The organism is Bacillus sp. (in: firmicutes), from assembly GCA_017656295.1.
Classification (GTDB): domain Bacteria; phylum Bacillota; class Bacilli; order Bacillales; family JACDOC01; genus JACDOC01.
In genome coordinates this window covers 33,753-50,838 of sequence record JACDOC010000021.1, presented here as the reverse complement: position 1 = coordinate 50,838, position 17,086 = coordinate 33,753, and the positions used below count along the sequence as shown (strand labels likewise).

The window sequence follows — 17,086 nt, the reverse complement described above, 5'->3', positions numbered from 1 at the left end:
ATGGCGGTCCCGACGGGAATCGAACCCGCGATCTCCTGCGTGACAGGCAGGCATGTTAACCGCTACACCACGGGACCATAAAAGAAAGAAGGATTTCTCCTTCTGTATAAAAATATGAATGACCCGTACGGGATTCGAACCCGTGTTACCGCCGTGAAAGGGCGGTGTCTTAACCACTTGACCAACGGGCCAAAATTTTAGCTTTGGTTCCTCACATGGCGGAGAAGGCGGGATTTGAACCCGCGCGCCGGAACAATCCGACCTAACGGTTTAGCAAACCGTCCTCTTCAGCCACTTGAGTACTTCCCCAAAGATGGCTCCGCAGGCAGGATTCGAACCTGCGACCGTTCGGTTAACAGCCGAATGCTCTACCACTGAGCTACTGCGGAACGAGGTTATTAATGCTATTGACTCTTTAAATTATATTTACACAACCTAAGCCTGTCAACTACTTTTTTTACTTTTTCTCGTCAGGTTGTTTATTTATATCGGTATAGAAATTTATCACACAATAATATGTATGTCAACGATCTATTTTCATAATCTTTCCTCTACACTTTCCACAAACAAAGCGGTTTGTATTCACTCTTCTTTTCCTATGAAACAATGTGTCACATTCTGTGCATTGATAAACTTGAATTTTTTTTACAGAAATTTTGGCCGATTGAAGCGGAGTACAATATCGAGGTGCACCAACTTGGTGAAGCAATTCTTTAAAATCACGATCTCGGTGCCGATACCCTTTCCCTTCTAAATGTAAATGATAATGACAAAGCTCATGTTTAATAATACCAATTAGTTCATCTAGTCCATACTCCTCATAATATGTTCGGTTAATTTCAATATTATGAGTAGCTAATAAGTACCGTCCACCTGTTGTGCGTAATCGGGGATTAAATGTTGCTTGATGATTAAAAGTTTTTCCGAAGTAAGTTTTGGAAATCGTTTCAACTAATTGTTGTAACTCTTCGTTCGTCATATACATATCCCTTTCCCAAAAGTTTGAACGGAACAAGCTTTCAAGACATAAATTAATAATTAACTGGGCAGATAAACGAGGAGGTATAACAGATGCCTACTTGGTTTCAAAATCAAATTCGGCGCGCATTTTTTGAAAAAAATCGATACCAAATTAAGTTATTAAATCAATGCTGGTATTATTATAGAAGAAAACACTGCTCATAAAAAGCAGCGTTTTCTTCTTATTGTTCGTTTGGTGGCAACATTGTTAAGGCTACACGCTCTTTTTGTTTATCTACATCTAACACCCAAACGGTGACAACATCCCCAACGGAAACTACATCAAGCGGATGCTTTACAAATCCTTTTTTCAATTTGGATATGTGCACTAACCCATCATTTTTCAATCCGACGTCTACGAATGCTCCGAAATCGACCACATTGCGAACTGTTCCTTGTAATTCCATACCAACTGTTAAATCATCTAATGTTAATACATCTTTCTTTAAGAGCGGTTTTGGCAGTTCATCCCGTGGGTCACGTTCTGGTTTTAGTAACGCTTCTACAATATCTTTTACCGTATGAATTCCGAGTTCAAGTTCATCGGCTAGTTGCTCTAATGAATAGGAAGAAAGAGCATGTTGTAATTTTTCTGAACCGAGGTCAGCTGTTGTGCAATCTAGCTTCGTTAACAATTTTCTTACCACTTCATAATTTTCAGGGTGAATCGGTGTTCGGTCCAACGGCTCCTCACCATCAATGATGCGTAAAAAGCCAATACATTGTTCAAATGTTTTTGCCCCTAACCGTGGGATTGTTTTCAGTTGATTACGATTCGTAAATTTCCCGTTTTCTTCTCGATGCTTCACAATATTGTTAGCTACTGATTTGGATAAACCTGCGACGTATTGTAATAGAGATGGAGAGGCGGTATTAACATTGACTCCTACTTGGTTAACGACAGTCTCGACAACGAACGTTAGGGATTCAGATAATTTTTTTTGTGAGACATCATGCTGATATTGACCTACCCCAACCGATTTTGGATCAATTTTTACTAATTCCGCTAGCGGATCTTGTAGACGGCGAGCAATTGACACCGCACTTCTTTCTTCTACCTGTAAAGTCGGGAATTCTTCCCGGGCTAATTCAGAAGCTGAGTACACACTGGCCCCTGCTTCGTTGACAATTAAATAATAAATATCATCCCCGATTTGCTTTAATACATCTGCAACAAATTGCTCGGTTTCTCGAGAAGCGGTTCCGTTTCCGATAGAGACTACTTTCACTTGATAAGATTTAATCACGTGTTGTAATTTTTCGACCGCTTCTTCGACTTTTGCTTTTGGTGGATGCGGATAAATAACATCAATATGTAACAATTTTCCTGTTTCATCCACAACGGCTAATTTACACCCTGTTCGATAAGCTGGGTCAATTCCTAATACAATATTTCCTTTAATCGGTGGTTGAAGTAATAATTTTTTCAAGTTCTCCGCGAAAATGTGGATGGCTTGATCTTCCGCTTTCTCGGTTAACTCATTACGGATGTCGCGGTCGATGGATGGCTGAATTAACCGTTTATATCCATCAACAATCGCTTCTTGCACATAAGGTGTAGCTGATGATTGATTATTTTTAACAAAGCGCTGTTGTAATTCATGGATAATAGCCTCGGTATTAGGATGAATCGAAACTTTTAACACGTCTTCTTTTTCACCACGATTTAATGCCAAAATCCGATGTGGCACAATTTTTGCCACTGGTTCTTCATAGTCGTAATACATTTCGTACACTTTTTTCTCATCGATTTCTTCATTTTTCACCGTAGAATGAATGGTACCATGGCGATACGTATGATCCCGAATCCATTGCCGAACGGATGCATCATCGGAAATCCATTCCGCAATAATATCTTGCGCCCCTTGAATGGCATCCTCGATGGAAACCAATTCTTTTTCTTCATTCAAAAAGAGCATTGCTTTTTCGTGAATATCTTCATTGGTCGAAAACGTCATCATCCATTGAGCAAATGGTTCCAATCCTTTTTCTTTCGCGATTGTTGCTTTTGTCCGCCGTTTTTGCTTAAACGGTCGGTATAAATCTTCAACTTCCTGTAGCTTTCCAGCACGTTCAATTTGCTTACGAAGTTCATCAGTGAGCTTTCCTTGTTCTTCAATAAGACGAAGAACTTCATTTTTACGCTCTTCTAAATGGAGCAAGTAGTGAAAGCGATCGGCGATTGATTTAATTTGTACTTCGTCTAGCGCCCCGGTCATTTCTTTTCGGTAACGAGCAATAAATGGTATGGTATTCCCTTCTTCTAAAAGAGTAATAACACTTTGAACGCTTTTTTTAGATAGCTTTAACTCTTTCGCTACTTGTTTCAATAACTCACTTTTTACATCTACTGTTACTTCCACATTCGTTCCTCCAACACTTCGTATTCTTTTCCATTTTATCACATGATTCCCAAACTGCTAAAAAAGAAAAAAAGCTTGCTCATTGCAAGCTTCTATTCCCGCTTGCTAAATTCTTATTTCATTGATGCCCTTTCCTTTGTTAGTTGATCACAATAAATAGCATTTTGTAATTTTTTAATAACCTTTCGGTGAAGTCGTGATACATGCATTTGGGAGATTCCTAATCGTTCTCCCGTTTCTTTCTGACTTAAATTTTCAATAAACGTATAATGTATAATAAGTCGCTCACGCTCGTCTAAAATCGGCAACACTTGTTCTAAAACGATACGTTGAGTGACTTTTTCATACCCTTCATCTTGTTTTCCTACCACATCTAACAACGTGACCGCATTACCGTCTGAATCAGGTCCAATGAAATGATCGACAGATAACGCTTGATAGCTTTTTCCCATTTCCATCACTTCGAGTACTTCTTCTTCACTAACTTGTAATTCTTCAGCAATTTCTTTAATTTTCGGCGAACGTTGTAGCTCAATTGTTAACCGTTCAACCATTGATTTAATTTTCGGGCCTAATTCTTTTATTTTACGAGGGACGTGAACACTCCACGTTTTATCACGTAAATACCGTTTAATTTCGCCGATGATAGTCGGAATGGCGAACGCCTCAAAGCTCTTCCCAACAGAAGGGTCAAAACGTTGAATCGCTCCCAGTAGTCCAACCATTCCTACTTGGGCAATATCTTCTTGATACGATTTACCGTTAGAATACTTTCTCGCAATGGCTTCCACCATCGTTTTATAATGCATAACAACTCGATTTTGTGCTTCTTCATCACCATACTGTTGGTACTTAATAATCCAACTATTAATCTCCTCTTTTGTTGGTTGTTTAGGTTGAGATGGTTTTGGCATTCCTCTCCACCTTTTCAGCATACTTTTCCCCAGAATTTTGGTAATTAGATAATATTAAGTCAATAAATTCATGACTTGTACTCATAAATACTTGATCAGATAAAACTGGCACAATCCGATCTTTGGCTTGTTGCTTTAGGAGTTCTCTCCATTCTTGAACGATATTCTCTTTTTCTGATTGAAGATATTGTATGATTTGGTCGTTCATTTTTGCTTTCACCCCATTTTAACATAGTCTTTTTGCCGGACTGCAAATATACCTTGTTGATCTTTTATTGTAAAAAGATGAAGTGTCGTGAGATTTTGTACCTTCAAATTTGGATTTCCAGAAAAATCGTCATTTTCCTGCAAGAATTTTTTATTTGGTTATTAGATATATTCATCCTTTATTTCTATACACTTGTTAACATAAAACGAAACTTAGAAAAACAATTATGTATGATTGTAAAACATCCTAAAATTAAAGAATAAAAATAAAAAAGCTATTGGAATTGAGTCCAATAGCTTTTTTATCCTATTATTAAAATTCGATAAGACCAAGACTTATTTGTAACGCTTCGTCCACTTTTTCCATCATTTCATCGTCTAGATGGGTAATCTTATCGGTTAAACGTTGTTTATCAATTGTCCGGATTTGCTCTAGCAGGATAACGGAATCTCGCTCAAAGCCGTAACGCTCTGCATCGATTTCCACATGAGTAGGCAGCTTCGCTTTTTGGATTTGCGCTGTAATGGCAGCGACTATGACCGTCGGACTAAATCGGTTACCGATGTCATTTTGTATTACTAGCACAGGACGGACACCGCCTTGCTCTGAACCAACCACCGGGGATAGGTCTGCGAAGTACACGTCACCACGCTTGACAATCAAAGGATTATCCTCCGCTTACTAATCGTTCTACTGTGTGTTCTGCCTCATATTCAGCTTGAATCGCTTCGGAAGCAATGGCTAAATTGATTTTGGCCATTTCCATATACCCGCGTCTCATCGTTTCACGAATTTGTCTCTTTTTACGTTCGCGTAAGTACATTTTTGTGGCACGATAAATAAACTCGCTCCGATTCACGTTTTCCTGTTCTGCATAGCCATCCAGCTCTGATAGTAGCTGTTTAGGCAAACGAATTAAAATTTCTGTTGTTGTACTGGATTCAGACACAGAATACACCTCCACCATCACTACACACCGTATATACACTACCAACTCTAATAATATCATCAATCATAACCGATGCAAAGAGAATTCAGCAATTCTTCACTATTATCGTCAAACACTTTACAATTTTATGCATCATCTTTCCATGAATTCTACTTTTCATGAAGATTTCTTAAATTCCCCAATGAAAAAAGATAATTTTTGATTTCCTCATACTGCCCTTGTCGGACGAATACTCGCGGGACTCTTGCTGAAATCATACAAGGGACTTCGTAGTTAATGGTGTCAAGTTTTTGAGCAATTTCGTCCACGGTAATTTTTTCGTTCCCTTGTTTCCCTATTAAGGTCACCTTTGTACCGATAGGCATTTCATACGGGAGTTTGATCATGCATTGATCCATACAAATTCTTCCTACAATCGGAGCTCGTTTTCCTTCCACTAACACTTCTTGACCTTGTAACTTGCGGATCCAGCCGTCAGCGTAACCAATCGGGAGCGTGCCAATCCATTCGTCTTCTTGAGCCGTATACGTAGCTCCATAACTTATCGATTCGCCTTTTTTAATTTTTTTTACTTGCACGAGACGGGTATGAAGTGAAAAAACTTCTGTTAACGGAAACGGCAACTTATTGACCATTGCTAATGAAGGGGTCAAGCCATACATTGCTATCCCCAGGCGGATCATATTCCAGTAGTGGGTTTGATAACGCATAGCAGCTGCACTATTCGCCATATGAACAAAAGGTGGTCGTTGCTTGAGCGCGGTTAACATTTGTTCAAAGCGAAGCATTTGTTGTTGGACATATTCTTGGTTCGTCTCATCGGCTGTCGCAAAATGAGAGAAGATGCCTTCCCAAATAAATTCGTCGTTTTTTTCTACGTACTCAACTAACGCATTTAGTTCTTTTTCATTACGGACGCCAATTCTACCCATTCCAGTATCACACTTAATATGGATACGAACTCGATCCCCTTTTTTTAAGTGCGCTTTCGCTTGTTGTAACCATTGCAAGGAAAAAACCGTTAAAGATATATCGTTTTTTGCAGCTATTTCCACATCTTCTGGGCGACTCGCTCCAAGAACAAGGATGGGAGCCGTAATACCTTTCCATCTTAACGCAAGAGCTTCATCTAAAATGGCTACTGCTAGCTGAGTAGCTCCAGCCTCCAGCGCTGTTTTGGCTACTTGGACATCACCATGTCCATATGCATTTGCTTTTACGACAGCCATTACCTGTACGTTAGAAGGAAGGTAGTTTATCATATTTTGTACATTTTCATACAACGAATCTAACTGTATTTCAGCCCACGTATCTCTGTAAAATGGTTGTTTCAACAATTTTCACTTCCTTCTAATTGATGCATAGTATAAAAAGAAATTGTTCATTTTGTAGGTACATATCTATCGTTTAGTGGTAGAATTTTTAATATTATTTTATGGAGAAACTCATTCATTGACAATCTTCTTCAAGTTATCATTGTCACTTCCCTCCTTTTTTACTCGTTTTCTTTAAGGCTCTGTTATATGTCATTGTTGATTTTTAGCAAGTTATTCACACGGCGGCGACTCCAGCGGGAACAAGAAGCCGCAAGACTCATACTTAATCGTAGCGAGGGAAGCGGCTTGCACCTTGCCCACGGAAAGCGTCCGCCACAAGCGTAATGTAAAAATATCAACAGTATCGTTTAACAGACATTCATGCCAATTGCCATTGACACATCGATGAATAAAATAACAGCAAAAGTTATCCACAGTTATTTTAGGGTAGAGCCTTCTTTAAAAAACAATATTTATCTAGGTTTCGAATAACGAGTGATTACAGACGCGTTAAACACCTTTGAGAACACTTTAGGTGATCTTGTAAACACTTTATACTATTTCGGACTCATACCTCCCGAATTCGGCTGAACATTCTCAAAGAAAAAACAGGCCCCTTTTCGAGCCTGCTTTTTAGAATGTGTTTATTTGACCATATCACCTTGTACGGATTTCGCTAACATCACCATCTCTTCTGGTGATAAGTCGGTTGAGGCTAACATATATTCGACCCCATCGTGCATCCACGTAATGGAGTGGTCGTTCATAGCACCAATGGTAAACCCAAGATCGACCATTTTTCCGTTCACTACAGTAGATACAGTCGCTGCAGGCATAACCTCTACCTTTTGCTGAACTATAGTGAAAGATTTTTCTCCACCGTACGTGAGAACGACTCGTTTACCGTTTTCTGTTACGACCTCCTTCTCATCGACGAGAGTAACTCCTGGAAGTTCAGCCATCGGATATTTCACCGTAAATTGATTGTCGTTTTCATTCGTTGATACCGGAATTTCTAATTGCGCACCAGTCATATTTTTCTTCGTATCAAAGGCGTCTTTATCAAACTTTACGTCGAACGATACTTCAGAAAATTTAACAGTAACTAGCGTGTTTCGGTCTGGATCCATTACTTTTACACTTTTCGGAGACAAATCCTTTTTATTAAACGTAATTTCTTGATAAGGTAACATTTTCGTATCTTGGTAGCGCGTCTTCGTTTCAAATACATAGTTTTCTTTTGTTTCTTTAAATTTCGCATTCGGATCTTCTAATATATCTTTCACTAACGACTCGTATAAGTACGCTTGACTTGTATTTTCTGGCCAATCGCTTTGGAACTTATAGCTTTTGTTTAGCGCTGGTGTTAATACATAGACACCGCTGTCATTTTTTAAGATCATTTGACTCTCGCTTTTACCTTCATGTTTTAAATTTACCCGATAATATTCGGGTTTATTGTGCCACACTTCGATGTCATACGTTTGGGGGTCCATTCCCATTTTTAACGTCATTTTTGCTTTTGCTTTATAGCTCGTATACTTTTCAACTTTCTTCGTTAAATGCTCCACGACTTCTTCCTGAGATTTTGAACCACATGCCGAAAGTGCCAGCACTGTTAATACCGAAACAACGAACAGCCAGACCGATTTTCTCATACATTCAACCCCTTTTAATGTCTCATTTAAACGTCACGAAGAGATGACAAGGAGAAATCATTTTTGGAAAAGGAACTGAACCTATTGGTGGAGAACTATATGGTGTGGTTAAAAATCTTTCCTAACAACGAACATACTCTTTACTACTGGTGATCACCCAGTTTCCTTTAATGCCTAATCTCCTTGTACTTTGTCTCTCCTATTGCATTAAGAATATATGAGACAACCAAAGGGAGTATGTCTAAATTTCGTGAACGTCTCGTAAAATGGTGGATAAGTTATATTTCTTCAATGACCACTTGAGCCACGGCATATTCTATACTATGGGAGATGGATACGTGGACAATGTATTCATTATATGTAATATAAGGTTTTCCTTTTTCATCTTTTATAATTTCAATATCTTGAAATGAGAGTTCGGTTCCAATTCCCGTGCCCAACGCTTTAGCAAACGCTTCTTTCGCTGCAAAACGTCCGGCTAAAAACTCTAACTGACGTCGTTCAGAAAGTTGATGGAATTGTTCTTGTTCAGCCGGTGTTAACACTCGCTCAATAAATTTTGGCTGTCTTTTAAAGACGGATTGAATTCGAGAAAACTCGATAATGTCAATCCCAATTCCTTTGATCATTCGGTTCACCTTCTTTATACGTTTTTTTAGTATCTATTCATATTGTACAATATGGTTATATTCAATACTTAGTAGGCCAATTGTAGTTGATTCGGAGGTTGAAAAGATGTTTGTTCGAACCGAAAGTTTTTCGGAATTTATTAAGCTCTACCCCGTGATTACGATTTTGGTTGCAGTTCATCTGCTTCTTTATATCATCACAAATACACCCTTTTTCCCAACTCAAGAACTATTCGCTCTTTTGTCAGGTGTAAACGTTTATATTGCTGATGGGGAAGTGTGGCGTTTAGTCACCCCTATATTTTTACATAGTGGTTTTGCACATGTTTTATTTAATAGTTTTTCATTAATTCTTTTTGGTCCTGCCTTAGAACGGTTATTAGGTAAAGGGAAATTTTTATTTCTTTATTTGATTAGTGGTGTATTAGCCAATATTGCTACATTTTTTCTCCAACCGTTAACGTATATTCACGTCGGATCAAGCGGAGCCATCTTTGGATTATTTGGTTATTACATATCCGTTGTCTTACTCCAAAAAAGTTGGTTTGCTCGGGAAGTATCCCAAGTCGTAATTCCCATTGTGATTATTGGTAGCATCATGACGTTTTTCCAATCAGGAGTCAATATCACGGCCCATATGTCTGGATTACTCGCTGGCTTCGGTATCGGCTGGTTTTGGAATAAAAAGTAAGTTATTAATAAAGCTGACTCTTCTCTCGTATTGAAGAGTCAGCTTTTTTGTTCATCGCCTATCTTAAAGTGGGGCTCTTCAAGCTTGTACTCCTGGTGTTCTTTTCTCGGACGGTACCATTCATAAACATAAAAACCGTCCTCCATCTCCATATCGACGACTTTTCCAACTTCCGCTAAAACTCCAGAACGGATGGTTGACGTTACACTGACAAGCTCTTTCCGTCGTTGTAGCCATCCTTGTTTCAGTTCCATCGACTGAATACGATTTTTTTTCATGAAAAAAGTTTGGCGAGCGAGCACCCTTGAGCGAGTGGTTAGTTGGGTTGCCGTTACGTGCCATCCAGCATCTTTATACTTTATATACCCAAAGCCCCCTGCTAGAACAAGAAGTAGCAGAGAAAATAGACCATAAGGCCAAAAAATAGTTGATAATGCAATTACAAAAGGCACGGTTTTGAACGCTTCGCGGATCATATACCGTCTTTTTGCTTTCACGGATACTGCCTGTAACGGAACGTCAAACTCGTAATCCGGCAATAATTGTTGTAAAATCGGTACGACTCGTTTTTTATGAATAAACGGTAAAATCATCACCTTTTCAGTTTGATCTTTTTCATTTCCTTCCCCACCAGCGCTTTCGAGCTTCACTGAAGTAAATCCGAAAGGCTGTCGGAGAATTCCTTCAACAAAAACTACTCCTTGTACCCGCTCAATCGGGATGGTAATTGAAACTTTTTCTAATAACCCTCTAGAGATAATGACGTCATTTCGTTCTTTTTTAACGGTAAAATTCCCATATTTAAGAAAGGTTAAGACAATTCCAAACGCCCATGCACTGACCAATCCTAAAATAGAAATAATCGCGAGTATTACAAGCCCGCTACGAACCAACTGCTCTAACTCATCGTACAACCAATCTAATGGAAGAAATTGTTCCACCTGGGTGTATAAAGCAAAAAAAGCGGAAAGAATCACCCCAATTGCACTTGATGTACTAGCCATAATTAAAAGCTCTTTTGGTGTCATTTGATACACGATCGTTGAATCGTTTTCAAGTTTTTTAGTTTCTTCTCCTGTTTTCGTTTCCGATTGAGCATGCTCTTTTTGAGAAGCAATGATACGTTGTAATTCCTCCGCATCTGCTTTTGTAATGGCTGTTAGCTCTGCTTCCGCTTCAGCTCCAGCACTAGCGGTTTCGATTTTTACTTTTACTAATCCAAACGGTCGATGTAAAATCCCTTCCGTATAACTTAAACTTTGAATCCGTTCTAACGGAATGTACCTTTTAGTTCGAATAATCGCCCCTGATTCAATTCGGATTTCTCCCTCTTCTACTCGATATGTAAACCGAAGCCATTTTAAAATGCCGCTTGCAAACACAAATACAATAATGGCCATGGACGCCCAAAACGAAATTTTATCCCATGTTGTTCCATCTTCTCCGACAAAAAGAAAAAACAAAATAGGAATAATAAGCTCTTTTAACATTTTTAATAATTCATAAACAGCTGAAATCGGATGTAAACGTTTCGTGCTAGACATCTTCTTTCGCCACCCTTGCCAGCATAGAAATCGTATGTCGAAGTTCATCCGCTTCTTTAATATCGAGTGCGGGAATTTCATGAACCGTTGCTGCAGTTGATATTAACACCGTTGCTAAGTCGTATTTTCGTAAAATCGGGCCTTGAACAGTATCAACATGTTGGACGCGAACCATGGGGACTATTGTGCGACTAATGATAAAGACACCACGTTGAATTTCAATTTCATGGTCTCTTACTTCATAACGCCATCGCTTCCACCGTAATTTTGGAAATAAAAAAACAGCAAGAATGGTATAAAGAAAGGCGATGATAAGCGCAATTCCACTAATCCATAGCGGCCATTGGAAAATATAATACATGGCAAGAAGCCCGCCAAATACTACCCATGGAATCAATGCGGAAAAAGCATTGGAAATTCGCCAAACGTTCAATGCTTTCGTCGAAATTCGATTGGTTGGTTCTCCTCTCACATCCATACTCCTCACTTTCCTTCACTAACTTTGACGCTTCTTCTATTTTACAACATTTTACACTCTTCATCCGTAATTATTTACGGATAAATAGCTAAAGAGATTCGGTGATCTTTTTGTAAATTTGAACGCTCTTATTTTCGGTTCAATTGATAATACGAAAAAAGCTGACCTTCAAGTTTAAGGTCAGCCAAGTTTAAATGGATTATCTTCGGCGGCTTCCGACAAATTCTTTTTTTCCGCCTTTTCTTGTTTGGGGCTTTCTTTGGAATTCGTATTTTTGCTCTTTCTTCTTCGGTAGTGGTGATTCTTCTGTTAATTGAATTGGTGTGTTGTCTGGTTCTTTCGTTAACAGTTTTAACGCAGCGGCAACGATAGAAAGGGCATCATTCTCATTTAACAGCTCTTTCGCGACCGCTTCGTATTCTTGAATGGTACCTTCGTTTATTGTTTTGATTAAACGGTCTTTCGCCAAACGTTGCTGCCCTTCAAGCGCCTCATCCCATGTTGGCGGACGTAGCGGCATCATTCGTTTCTTAATCGTTTGCTCCACAGTTTTTAAGTAGCCCATTTCACGGGAAGTGACAAACGTCATTGCCACCCCTTCTTTCCCCGCTCGACCCGTCCGCCCAATACGATGCACGTAGCTTTCCGGATCTTGCGGAATGTCAAAGTTATAAACGTGAGTGACTCCCGAAATATCTAACCCACGCGCAGCGACGTCCGTTGCTACTAACACGTCGATTCGGCCTTCTTTAAATTTTTTTAACACAGATAACCGTTTCGTTTGGCTCAAGTCACCATGAATTCCTTCCGCTAAATAACCACGAATATTCAACGCCTTCGCTAACTCATCTACACGACGCTTCGTACGCCCAAAAACGATGGCCAATTCTGGGGATTGAACATCTAATAAGCGTGATAAAACATCAAATTTTTCTTTTTCTTGCACGCGAATATAGTATTGCGCAATTTGAGGAACGGTCGCTTCCTTCGCTTGTACACGAACCATTTCCGGGTCTTTCATAAATTTTTTCGCCATGTTTTTAATCGGTTCAGGCATCGTTGCTGAGAATAATAAGGTTTGTCGGTCGTCAGGGCAATGGGAAAAAATCGCTTCAATATCATGAATAAATCCCATATTTAACATTTCGTCCGCTTCATCTAAAACCACCGTATGAACTCGGTCCAACTTTAACGTATGCCTGCGGATATGGTCAAGCAACCGGCCAGGTGTCCCAACAATGATATGCGGACGTTTTTTCATCGCTCGAATTTGCCGTTGAATATCTTGTCCGCCAAAAACTGCTAATACACGGACTTTTTTATCGGATCCAATTTTATAAAGTTCTTCCGATACTTGAATGGCTAGTTCTCTCGTTGGTGCGATGACAATTCCTTGCACAACTGGTTCTTTGACATTAATTTTTTCCACTAACGGAATACCAAACGCCGCGGTTTTTCCTGTCCCTGTTTGTGCTTGGCCAATAATATCTTTCCCTTCAAGCCCAAGAGGGATCGTTCCTGTTTGGATTGGGGTGGCCTCTTCAAAGCCTATTCGGCGAATGGATTTTAATACAGTCGGGCTAATATTTAATGCTGAAAACTTCGTCAATGTTACTCAATCTCCTTTAATCATTCGTCAATCATCTTATGATGCTCTCGATTTACTAAAAAGAAAACTCGGGTTGGACCGAGCCTTCAATACAAGCGAATACTAGAACGTTTTCAAATCAAAAAAAGATACTCTTCCGAAGAAGAGCGATTGATGAAAATACAAGTGAAACCACTTGTATCTCAAAAAATACATAAGATGTTATCGTTATGTTACCATTTATTCCATATGATTTCAATGTAACGTTTTCATGTCAGACTTCTTACATGCTTTCACGAAGGAAATTTAACACCGCTTGAAATAATTCTTCGCAATCTTCACTATGGCAAATATGATGATTTGCCTTTTTGGAGTAAAATAATATTTTTTTTGGAGAACCGATACGTTCATACAAATACTGGGCGCTTTTTACCGGAACGATGCCGTCACATTCCCCTTGAGCAATCAGTGTCGGAATGGTTACGTGGCGTAATTTCGGTCGTACAAACTTCACTAATTTTCGAAATTCTATCGTCGCTGATAAAGGAGTCGCAACGATTTTCTTTTTGTATCGATGAAACAATTCATTTTCATGAAGTTTTCCTCGAACCGAGTCTTTCACCATCATGAGGACGTCTTCTTTTAATTGTGAGGGGTTTATATAATAGGCAGCGGCGCTTAATAAGACAAGTTTTTGAACATCGTATTTCGTAGCTAAATAGGCGGCAATTAACCCTCCCATGGAAAAGCCTATTAAGTACACGTGATCACATTCCTCTTTTAAACGAGTTAGTTCTTCATCCGCATGTTGTAGCCAATCGTGATAGGTCACCCCTTTTAATTGTAACTCCTCTCCATGTCCTGGAAGCGTTGGTACAACGATTTTCCAATCGGTATGTTCCTTTAAGTATTCGGCTAATGGTTGAACTTCATAAGGAGCTCCGGTAAATCCATGAAGACATAAACAACCAATCAAAATGCCAGCCTCCTTAGAAAAGAACAGCCTCAGCAACTCGGTTTTGCCAAGCTGTTGTTTTTTTAAACAAACGTTTGTACAACTTCTTCTAAACGCATTCCTCGCGATGCTTTCACGAGAATGACATCATTGGCCTTTACCACATGTTTTAAGTGATTGATTAACTCTGTTTTATCGTTGAACGAAAGCACACGATCGGAAGGAAACTGTTCTTTCGCGCCATTTGAAATGAATGCAGCTAATTCTCCGTACGTAAACACATAGTCTATGCGATTAGGATCGATACTTTTTCCAACTTGGAAATGAAATTCTTTTTCTTGTGGCCCTAGTTCTAGCATATCCCCAAGTACAACAATTTTTCGCTCAAATCCTTGGAGAGATTCCAGTAATTGAATCGCTGCTTTCATGGAAGTAGGACTCGCATTGTATGCATCGTTAATCCATTTCGCACCATTTTTTCCTTCTAATAATTCCATGCGCATTTTTGTTAACTGAAGGTTTTCTAGACCTTTTTTCATCTCCGTAAATGAAATGTTCCACTCTTCGGCCACCATCATCGCGGCTAAAGCGTTCATTAAATTATGAGCCCCAAGAACAGGAAGGAAAAATTGCTCGTTTGGTTGGCGGTTGATAGAAAAAACCGTTCCAAGCCCTTTTTGCTCATTAAACGTCGGATACACGTCATTCGTTGACATTTTACCAAACGTTTTTGTACGAACCTGTTTCATGTTCTGTACGCGTTCACGAAGGAGAGGCTCATCACCGAAGTAAAGGAGAAGACCGTCTTTCGGTAGTCCTTCTACGATTTCTAATTTCGCATCAGCAATCGCTTCTCTTGAGCCTAGATCTTGTAAATGCGATTCCCCAATATTCGTAATAATGGCCACTTCTGGTCGAGCTAATTTCGTTAAGAAAGAGATCTCCCCTTTTGCACTCATTCCCATTTCAATGACCGCAACTTCTGTATCTTCCCTTAAGGATAAGATGGTTAAAGGCAATCCGATATGATTGTTAAAGTTCCCTTCTGTTTTTTGGACCCGGTATTTGCGTGAAAGTAGAGACGCTGTCATATCTTTCGTCGTCGTTTTTCCATTACTACCTGTTATACCGACAACCTTTGTTTGGAGTTCATTTCGATAAGCACGAGCAAGTTCCTGCAACGCGTGTAACGGGTCGTCCACCATCAAAATCGGTACATCTTTTGGCGGATTCGGTACGTCTTTTTTCCACAGCGATGCGGCTGCTCCTTTTCTAAAGGCATCTTCAACAAATTGATGTCCATCAACTTTTTCCCCTTGGAATGGAATGAACAAATTTCCTTTTTCAATTTTTCTTGAGTCGATTGACACTCCATGAATTTCGATCATTGAATACGCTGACACATCATTTTGTACGGGAATCATATGGGCAATTTGACCAATTGTTCGTCGTATCATTTTCCTTCTCCTTTCCAAGTTTAAGGGGTGAAAAAGAAAACTCGGCCACTGCCGAGTTCACCCCTTATTCATCCATTGTGTGTTTAATCTCTTGTTTTTCTTCGTACCGCTCGATGGCAAGCTGAATAAGCTTTTCAATGAGTTGAGGATATTCTACTCCTGTATGCTTCCAAAGTAAAGGGAACATACTAAACGGCGTAAATCCCGGCATCGTATTTACTTCGTTTATTAAAAGTTTTCCATCTTTTGTCAAGAAGAAGTCTGCCCGAACTAAACCCGAACAGTCAAGGGCTTTAAATGCACGAATGGCCATTTCTTTCATTTCCTTGGCCACTTCTTCCGGAATCTCTGCCGGAATAATTAATGCGGTATCTCCATCTTCATATTTCGCTTTGTAATCGTAAAATTCTTTTTTCGGAACAATTTCTCCGACCACCGAACATTCTGGATGGTCATTTCCTAATAATCCGACCTCTAATTCCCGTGCTTGAACGCCTTGTTCAACAATAATTTTTCGGTCAAATTGGAACGCTTCTTCAAACGCTTTGTCTAATTCTTCGCGGTTGTTACATTTACTAATTCCGACGCTTGAACCGAGATTGGCTGGTTTGACAAAGCACGGATAGCCAAGACGGCGCTCTACTTGTTCATACGCTAGTTCGCGATTGGCTTTCCACGTGCTTTTTATAAACCAAACATAGTCTACTTGCGGTAAACCAGCTTGGTCGAATAAATTCTTCATAATCACTTTATCCATGCCTGCCGCGGAAGCTAACACTCCATTACCAACGTACGGTAAATTTAATAGTTCAAGCATTCCTTGTACGGTTCCGTCTTCCCCATTTGGTCCGTGTAAAAGAGGGAAGATGACATCATAGCCTTTTTCATCGGACAGAGAAGAACCAACAGTGACGGATAACTCCGTTGGGACAATTTCGTTTCCTTTGGAGAATACGAGGGCTTTTACATCCTCCACTGGTCCGCTCAGTTGAGGACCTTTAATCCAAGCCCCTTCTGTATCAATATAAACAGGATGAATTTCATATTTGTCCGGATCCAACGCTTGGATGACCGCTTTTGCTGTTTGTAAAGATACTTTATGTTCAGCAGATTTTCCACCATATAATAAACAGAGTTTCGTTTTCATAAGGAACCTCCAATATTTCTTGAGATGACTCTATTTTAACACTTTCCATGCCAAGTAGGAGACTCTTTCTCTTACTCTTAAAAAATTATTTCTAGGCAGCTTTCTTTATTAGTATGCCGTCTTTAGGTTGTTTTGCTACTTTGAATTTAAACAAACGTTTATTTAACTG

At 39.4% G+C, this 17,086-nt stretch carries 18 protein-coding genes and 4 tRNA genes; 3 read left to right on the top strand and 19 right to left on the bottom strand.

Annotated elements, in window-relative coordinates:
* Position 1: 1 nt before the first annotated feature.
* From H0Z31_13600 to H0Z31_13580, 5 genes are all read right to left on the bottom strand, one after another.
* Positions 2 to 77 (bottom strand) — tRNA-Asp (locus tag H0Z31_13600).
* A 42-nt stretch (positions 78 to 119) separates the two neighbouring features.
* Positions 120 to 191 (bottom strand) — tRNA-Glu (locus tag H0Z31_13595).
* Between the two features lie 25 nt (positions 192 to 216).
* Positions 217 to 309: transfer RNA gene (locus tag H0Z31_13590), tRNA-Ser, on the bottom strand.
* Between the two features lie 5 nt (positions 310 to 314).
* A tRNA-Asn gene (locus tag H0Z31_13585) sits at positions 315 to 389 on the bottom strand.
* A 134-nt stretch (positions 390 to 523) separates the two neighbouring features.
* A complete protein-coding gene (locus tag H0Z31_13580) occupies positions 524 to 979 on the bottom strand; it encodes a SprT family protein (protein ID MBO8178472.1) in 456 nt (151 codons plus the stop codon).
* A 92-nt stretch (positions 980 to 1,071) separates the two neighbouring features.
* Here H0Z31_13580 and cmpA point away from each other — a divergent pair, with 92 nt between their 5' ends.
* Positions 1,072 to 1,185, top strand: coding sequence for a cortex morphogenetic protein CmpA (cmpA, locus tag H0Z31_13575; GenBank protein MBO8178471.1), 114 nt, complete (start codon positions 1,072 to 1,074; stop codon positions 1,183 to 1,185).
* 17 nt (positions 1,186 to 1,202) lie between these two features.
* Here the strand turns inward: cmpA and H0Z31_13570 are convergent, their stop codons facing one another.
* The 6 genes from H0Z31_13570 to H0Z31_13545 form a co-directional block, all read right to left on the bottom strand.
* Positions 1,203 to 3,383 carry an RNA-binding transcriptional accessory protein gene (locus H0Z31_13570; GenBank protein MBO8178470.1) on the bottom strand — a complete coding sequence of 727 codons (2,181 nt, stop codon included), beginning with the start codon at positions 3,381 to 3,383 and terminating at the stop codon, positions 1,203 to 1,205.
* 113 nt (positions 3,384 to 3,496) lie between these two features.
* Positions 3,497 to 4,297: an RNA polymerase sigma factor SigB gene (gene sigB / locus H0Z31_13565; protein ID MBO8178469.1), complete on the bottom strand. Its 801-nt coding sequence runs from the start codon at positions 4,295 to 4,297 to the stop codon at positions 3,497 to 3,499.
* Positions 4,275 to 4,505, bottom strand: a complete 231-nt coding sequence (locus H0Z31_13560; GenBank protein ID MBO8178468.1) for a hypothetical protein — start codon at positions 4,503 to 4,505, stop codon at positions 4,275 to 4,277. The genes sigB and H0Z31_13560 overlap by 23 nt, the downstream gene beginning before the upstream one ends.
* A gap of 312 nt (positions 4,506 to 4,817) precedes the next feature.
* Positions 4,818 to 5,168 carry a type II toxin-antitoxin system endoribonuclease NdoA gene (gene ndoA, locus H0Z31_13555; GenBank protein MBO8178467.1) on the bottom strand — a complete coding sequence of 117 codons (351 nt, stop codon included), beginning with the start codon at positions 5,166 to 5,168 and terminating at the stop codon, positions 4,818 to 4,820.
* Between the two features lie 4 nt (positions 5,169 to 5,172).
* Positions 5,173 to 5,454, bottom strand: coding sequence for an antitoxin endoai (locus H0Z31_13550; protein MBO8178466.1), 282 nt, complete (start codon positions 5,452 to 5,454; stop codon positions 5,173 to 5,175).
* Positions 5,455 to 5,603: 149 nt separating this feature from the next.
* Entirely contained in the window at positions 5,604 to 6,788 is a 1,185-nt protein-coding gene (locus tag H0Z31_13545) for an alanine racemase (GenBank protein ID MBO8178465.1), read from the bottom strand.
* A gap of 189 nt (positions 6,789 to 6,977) precedes the next feature.
* Here H0Z31_13545 and H0Z31_13540 point away from each other — a divergent pair, with 189 nt between their 5' ends.
* A complete protein-coding gene (locus H0Z31_13540; protein MBO8178464.1) occupies positions 6,978 to 7,115 on the top strand; it encodes a hypothetical protein in 138 nt (45 codons plus the stop codon).
* A gap of 299 nt (positions 7,116 to 7,414) precedes the next feature.
* Here H0Z31_13540 and H0Z31_13535 read toward each other — a convergent pair whose 3' ends face one another.
* Complete coding sequence (locus tag H0Z31_13535; GenBank protein MBO8178463.1) at positions 7,415 to 8,428, bottom strand: outer membrane lipoprotein carrier protein LolA; 1,014 nt, start codon at positions 8,426 to 8,428, stop codon at positions 7,415 to 7,417.
* A gap of 278 nt (positions 8,429 to 8,706) precedes the next feature.
* Positions 8,707 to 9,057 carry a holo-ACP synthase gene (locus tag H0Z31_13530; GenBank protein ID MBO8178462.1) on the bottom strand — a complete coding sequence of 117 codons (351 nt, stop codon included), beginning with the start codon at positions 9,055 to 9,057 and terminating at the stop codon, positions 8,707 to 8,709.
* 106 nt (positions 9,058 to 9,163) lie between these two features.
* Here H0Z31_13530 and H0Z31_13525 point away from each other — a divergent pair, with 106 nt between their 5' ends.
* Positions 9,164 to 9,748 carry a rhomboid family intramembrane serine protease gene (locus tag H0Z31_13525; GenBank protein MBO8178461.1) on the top strand — a complete coding sequence of 195 codons (585 nt, stop codon included), beginning with the start codon at positions 9,164 to 9,166 and terminating at the stop codon, positions 9,746 to 9,748.
* Positions 9,749 to 9,786: 38 nt separating this feature from the next.
* Here the strand turns inward: H0Z31_13525 and H0Z31_13520 are convergent, their stop codons facing one another.
* The 6 genes from H0Z31_13520 to H0Z31_13495 all read right to left on the bottom strand — a co-directional run bounded on the left by H0Z31_13520 (position 9,787) and on the right by H0Z31_13495 (position 16,917).
* Positions 9,787 to 11,292 (bottom strand): PH domain-containing protein, encoded by a 1,506-nt coding sequence (locus H0Z31_13520; GenBank protein MBO8178460.1) that lies wholly within the window; start codon positions 11,290 to 11,292, stop codon positions 9,787 to 9,789.
* Positions 11,285 to 11,764, bottom strand: coding sequence for a PH domain-containing protein (locus tag H0Z31_13515; GenBank protein ID MBO8178459.1), 480 nt, complete (start codon positions 11,762 to 11,764; stop codon positions 11,285 to 11,287). Before H0Z31_13515 ends, H0Z31_13520 begins: the two co-directional genes overlap by 8 nt.
* 205 nt (positions 11,765 to 11,969) lie before the next feature.
* Positions 11,970 to 13,379, bottom strand: coding sequence for a DEAD/DEAH box helicase (locus H0Z31_13510; protein ID MBO8178458.1), 1,410 nt, complete (start codon positions 13,377 to 13,379; stop codon positions 11,970 to 11,972).
* A gap of 262 nt (positions 13,380 to 13,641) precedes the next feature.
* On the bottom strand, positions 13,642 to 14,334 hold the full coding sequence (locus H0Z31_13505) for an alpha/beta fold hydrolase (protein ID MBO8178457.1): 693 nt from the start codon (positions 14,332 to 14,334) through the stop codon (positions 13,642 to 13,644).
* 62 nt (positions 14,335 to 14,396) lie between these two features.
* Entirely contained in the window at positions 14,397 to 15,770 is a 1,374-nt protein-coding gene (locus H0Z31_13500; protein MBO8178456.1) for a UDP-N-acetylmuramoyl-tripeptide--D-alanyl-D-alanine ligase, read from the bottom strand.
* 64 nt (positions 15,771 to 15,834) lie between these two features.
* Positions 15,835 to 16,917 (bottom strand): D-alanine--D-alanine ligase, encoded by a 1,083-nt coding sequence (locus H0Z31_13495; GenBank protein MBO8178455.1) that lies wholly within the window; start codon positions 16,915 to 16,917, stop codon positions 15,835 to 15,837.
* Between the last annotated feature and the right edge of the window lie 169 nt (positions 16,918 to 17,086).

Coding starts and splice junctions, on each gene's coding strand:
- H0Z31_13530 (MBO8178462.1), bottom strand. CDS start 9,057: ATGATCAAAGGAATTGGGATTGACATTATCGAGTTTTCTCGAATTCAA.
- H0Z31_13500 (MBO8178456.1), bottom strand. CDS start 15,770: ATGATACGACGAACAATTGGTCAAATTGCCCATATGATTCCCGTACAA.
- H0Z31_13495 (MBO8178455.1), bottom strand. CDS start 16,917: ATGAAAACGAAACTCTGTTTATTATATGGTGGAAAATCTGCTGAACAT.
- cmpA (MBO8178471.1), top strand. CDS start 1,072: ATGCCTACTTGGTTTCAAAATCAAATTCGGCGCGCATTTTTTGAAAAA.
- H0Z31_13535 (MBO8178463.1), bottom strand. CDS start 8,428: ATGAGAAAATCGGTCTGGCTGTTCGTTGTTTCGGTATTAACAGTGCTG.
- H0Z31_13525 (MBO8178461.1), top strand. CDS start 9,164: ATGTTTGTTCGAACCGAAAGTTTTTCGGAATTTATTAAGCTCTACCCC.
- H0Z31_13520 (MBO8178460.1), bottom strand. CDS start 11,292: ATGTCTAGCACGAAACGTTTACATCCGATTTCAGCTGTTTATGAATTA.
- H0Z31_13580 (MBO8178472.1), bottom strand. CDS start 979: ATGACGAACGAAGAGTTACAACAATTAGTTGAAACGATTTCCAAAACT.
- H0Z31_13540 (MBO8178464.1), top strand. CDS start 6,978: ATGTCATTGTTGATTTTTAGCAAGTTATTCACACGGCGGCGACTCCAG.
- H0Z31_13560 (MBO8178468.1), bottom strand. CDS start 4,505: ATGAACGACCAAATCATACAATATCTTCAATCAGAAAAAGAGAATATC.
- sigB (MBO8178469.1), bottom strand. CDS start 4,297: ATGCCAAAACCATCTCAACCTAAACAACCAACAAAAGAGGAGATTAAT.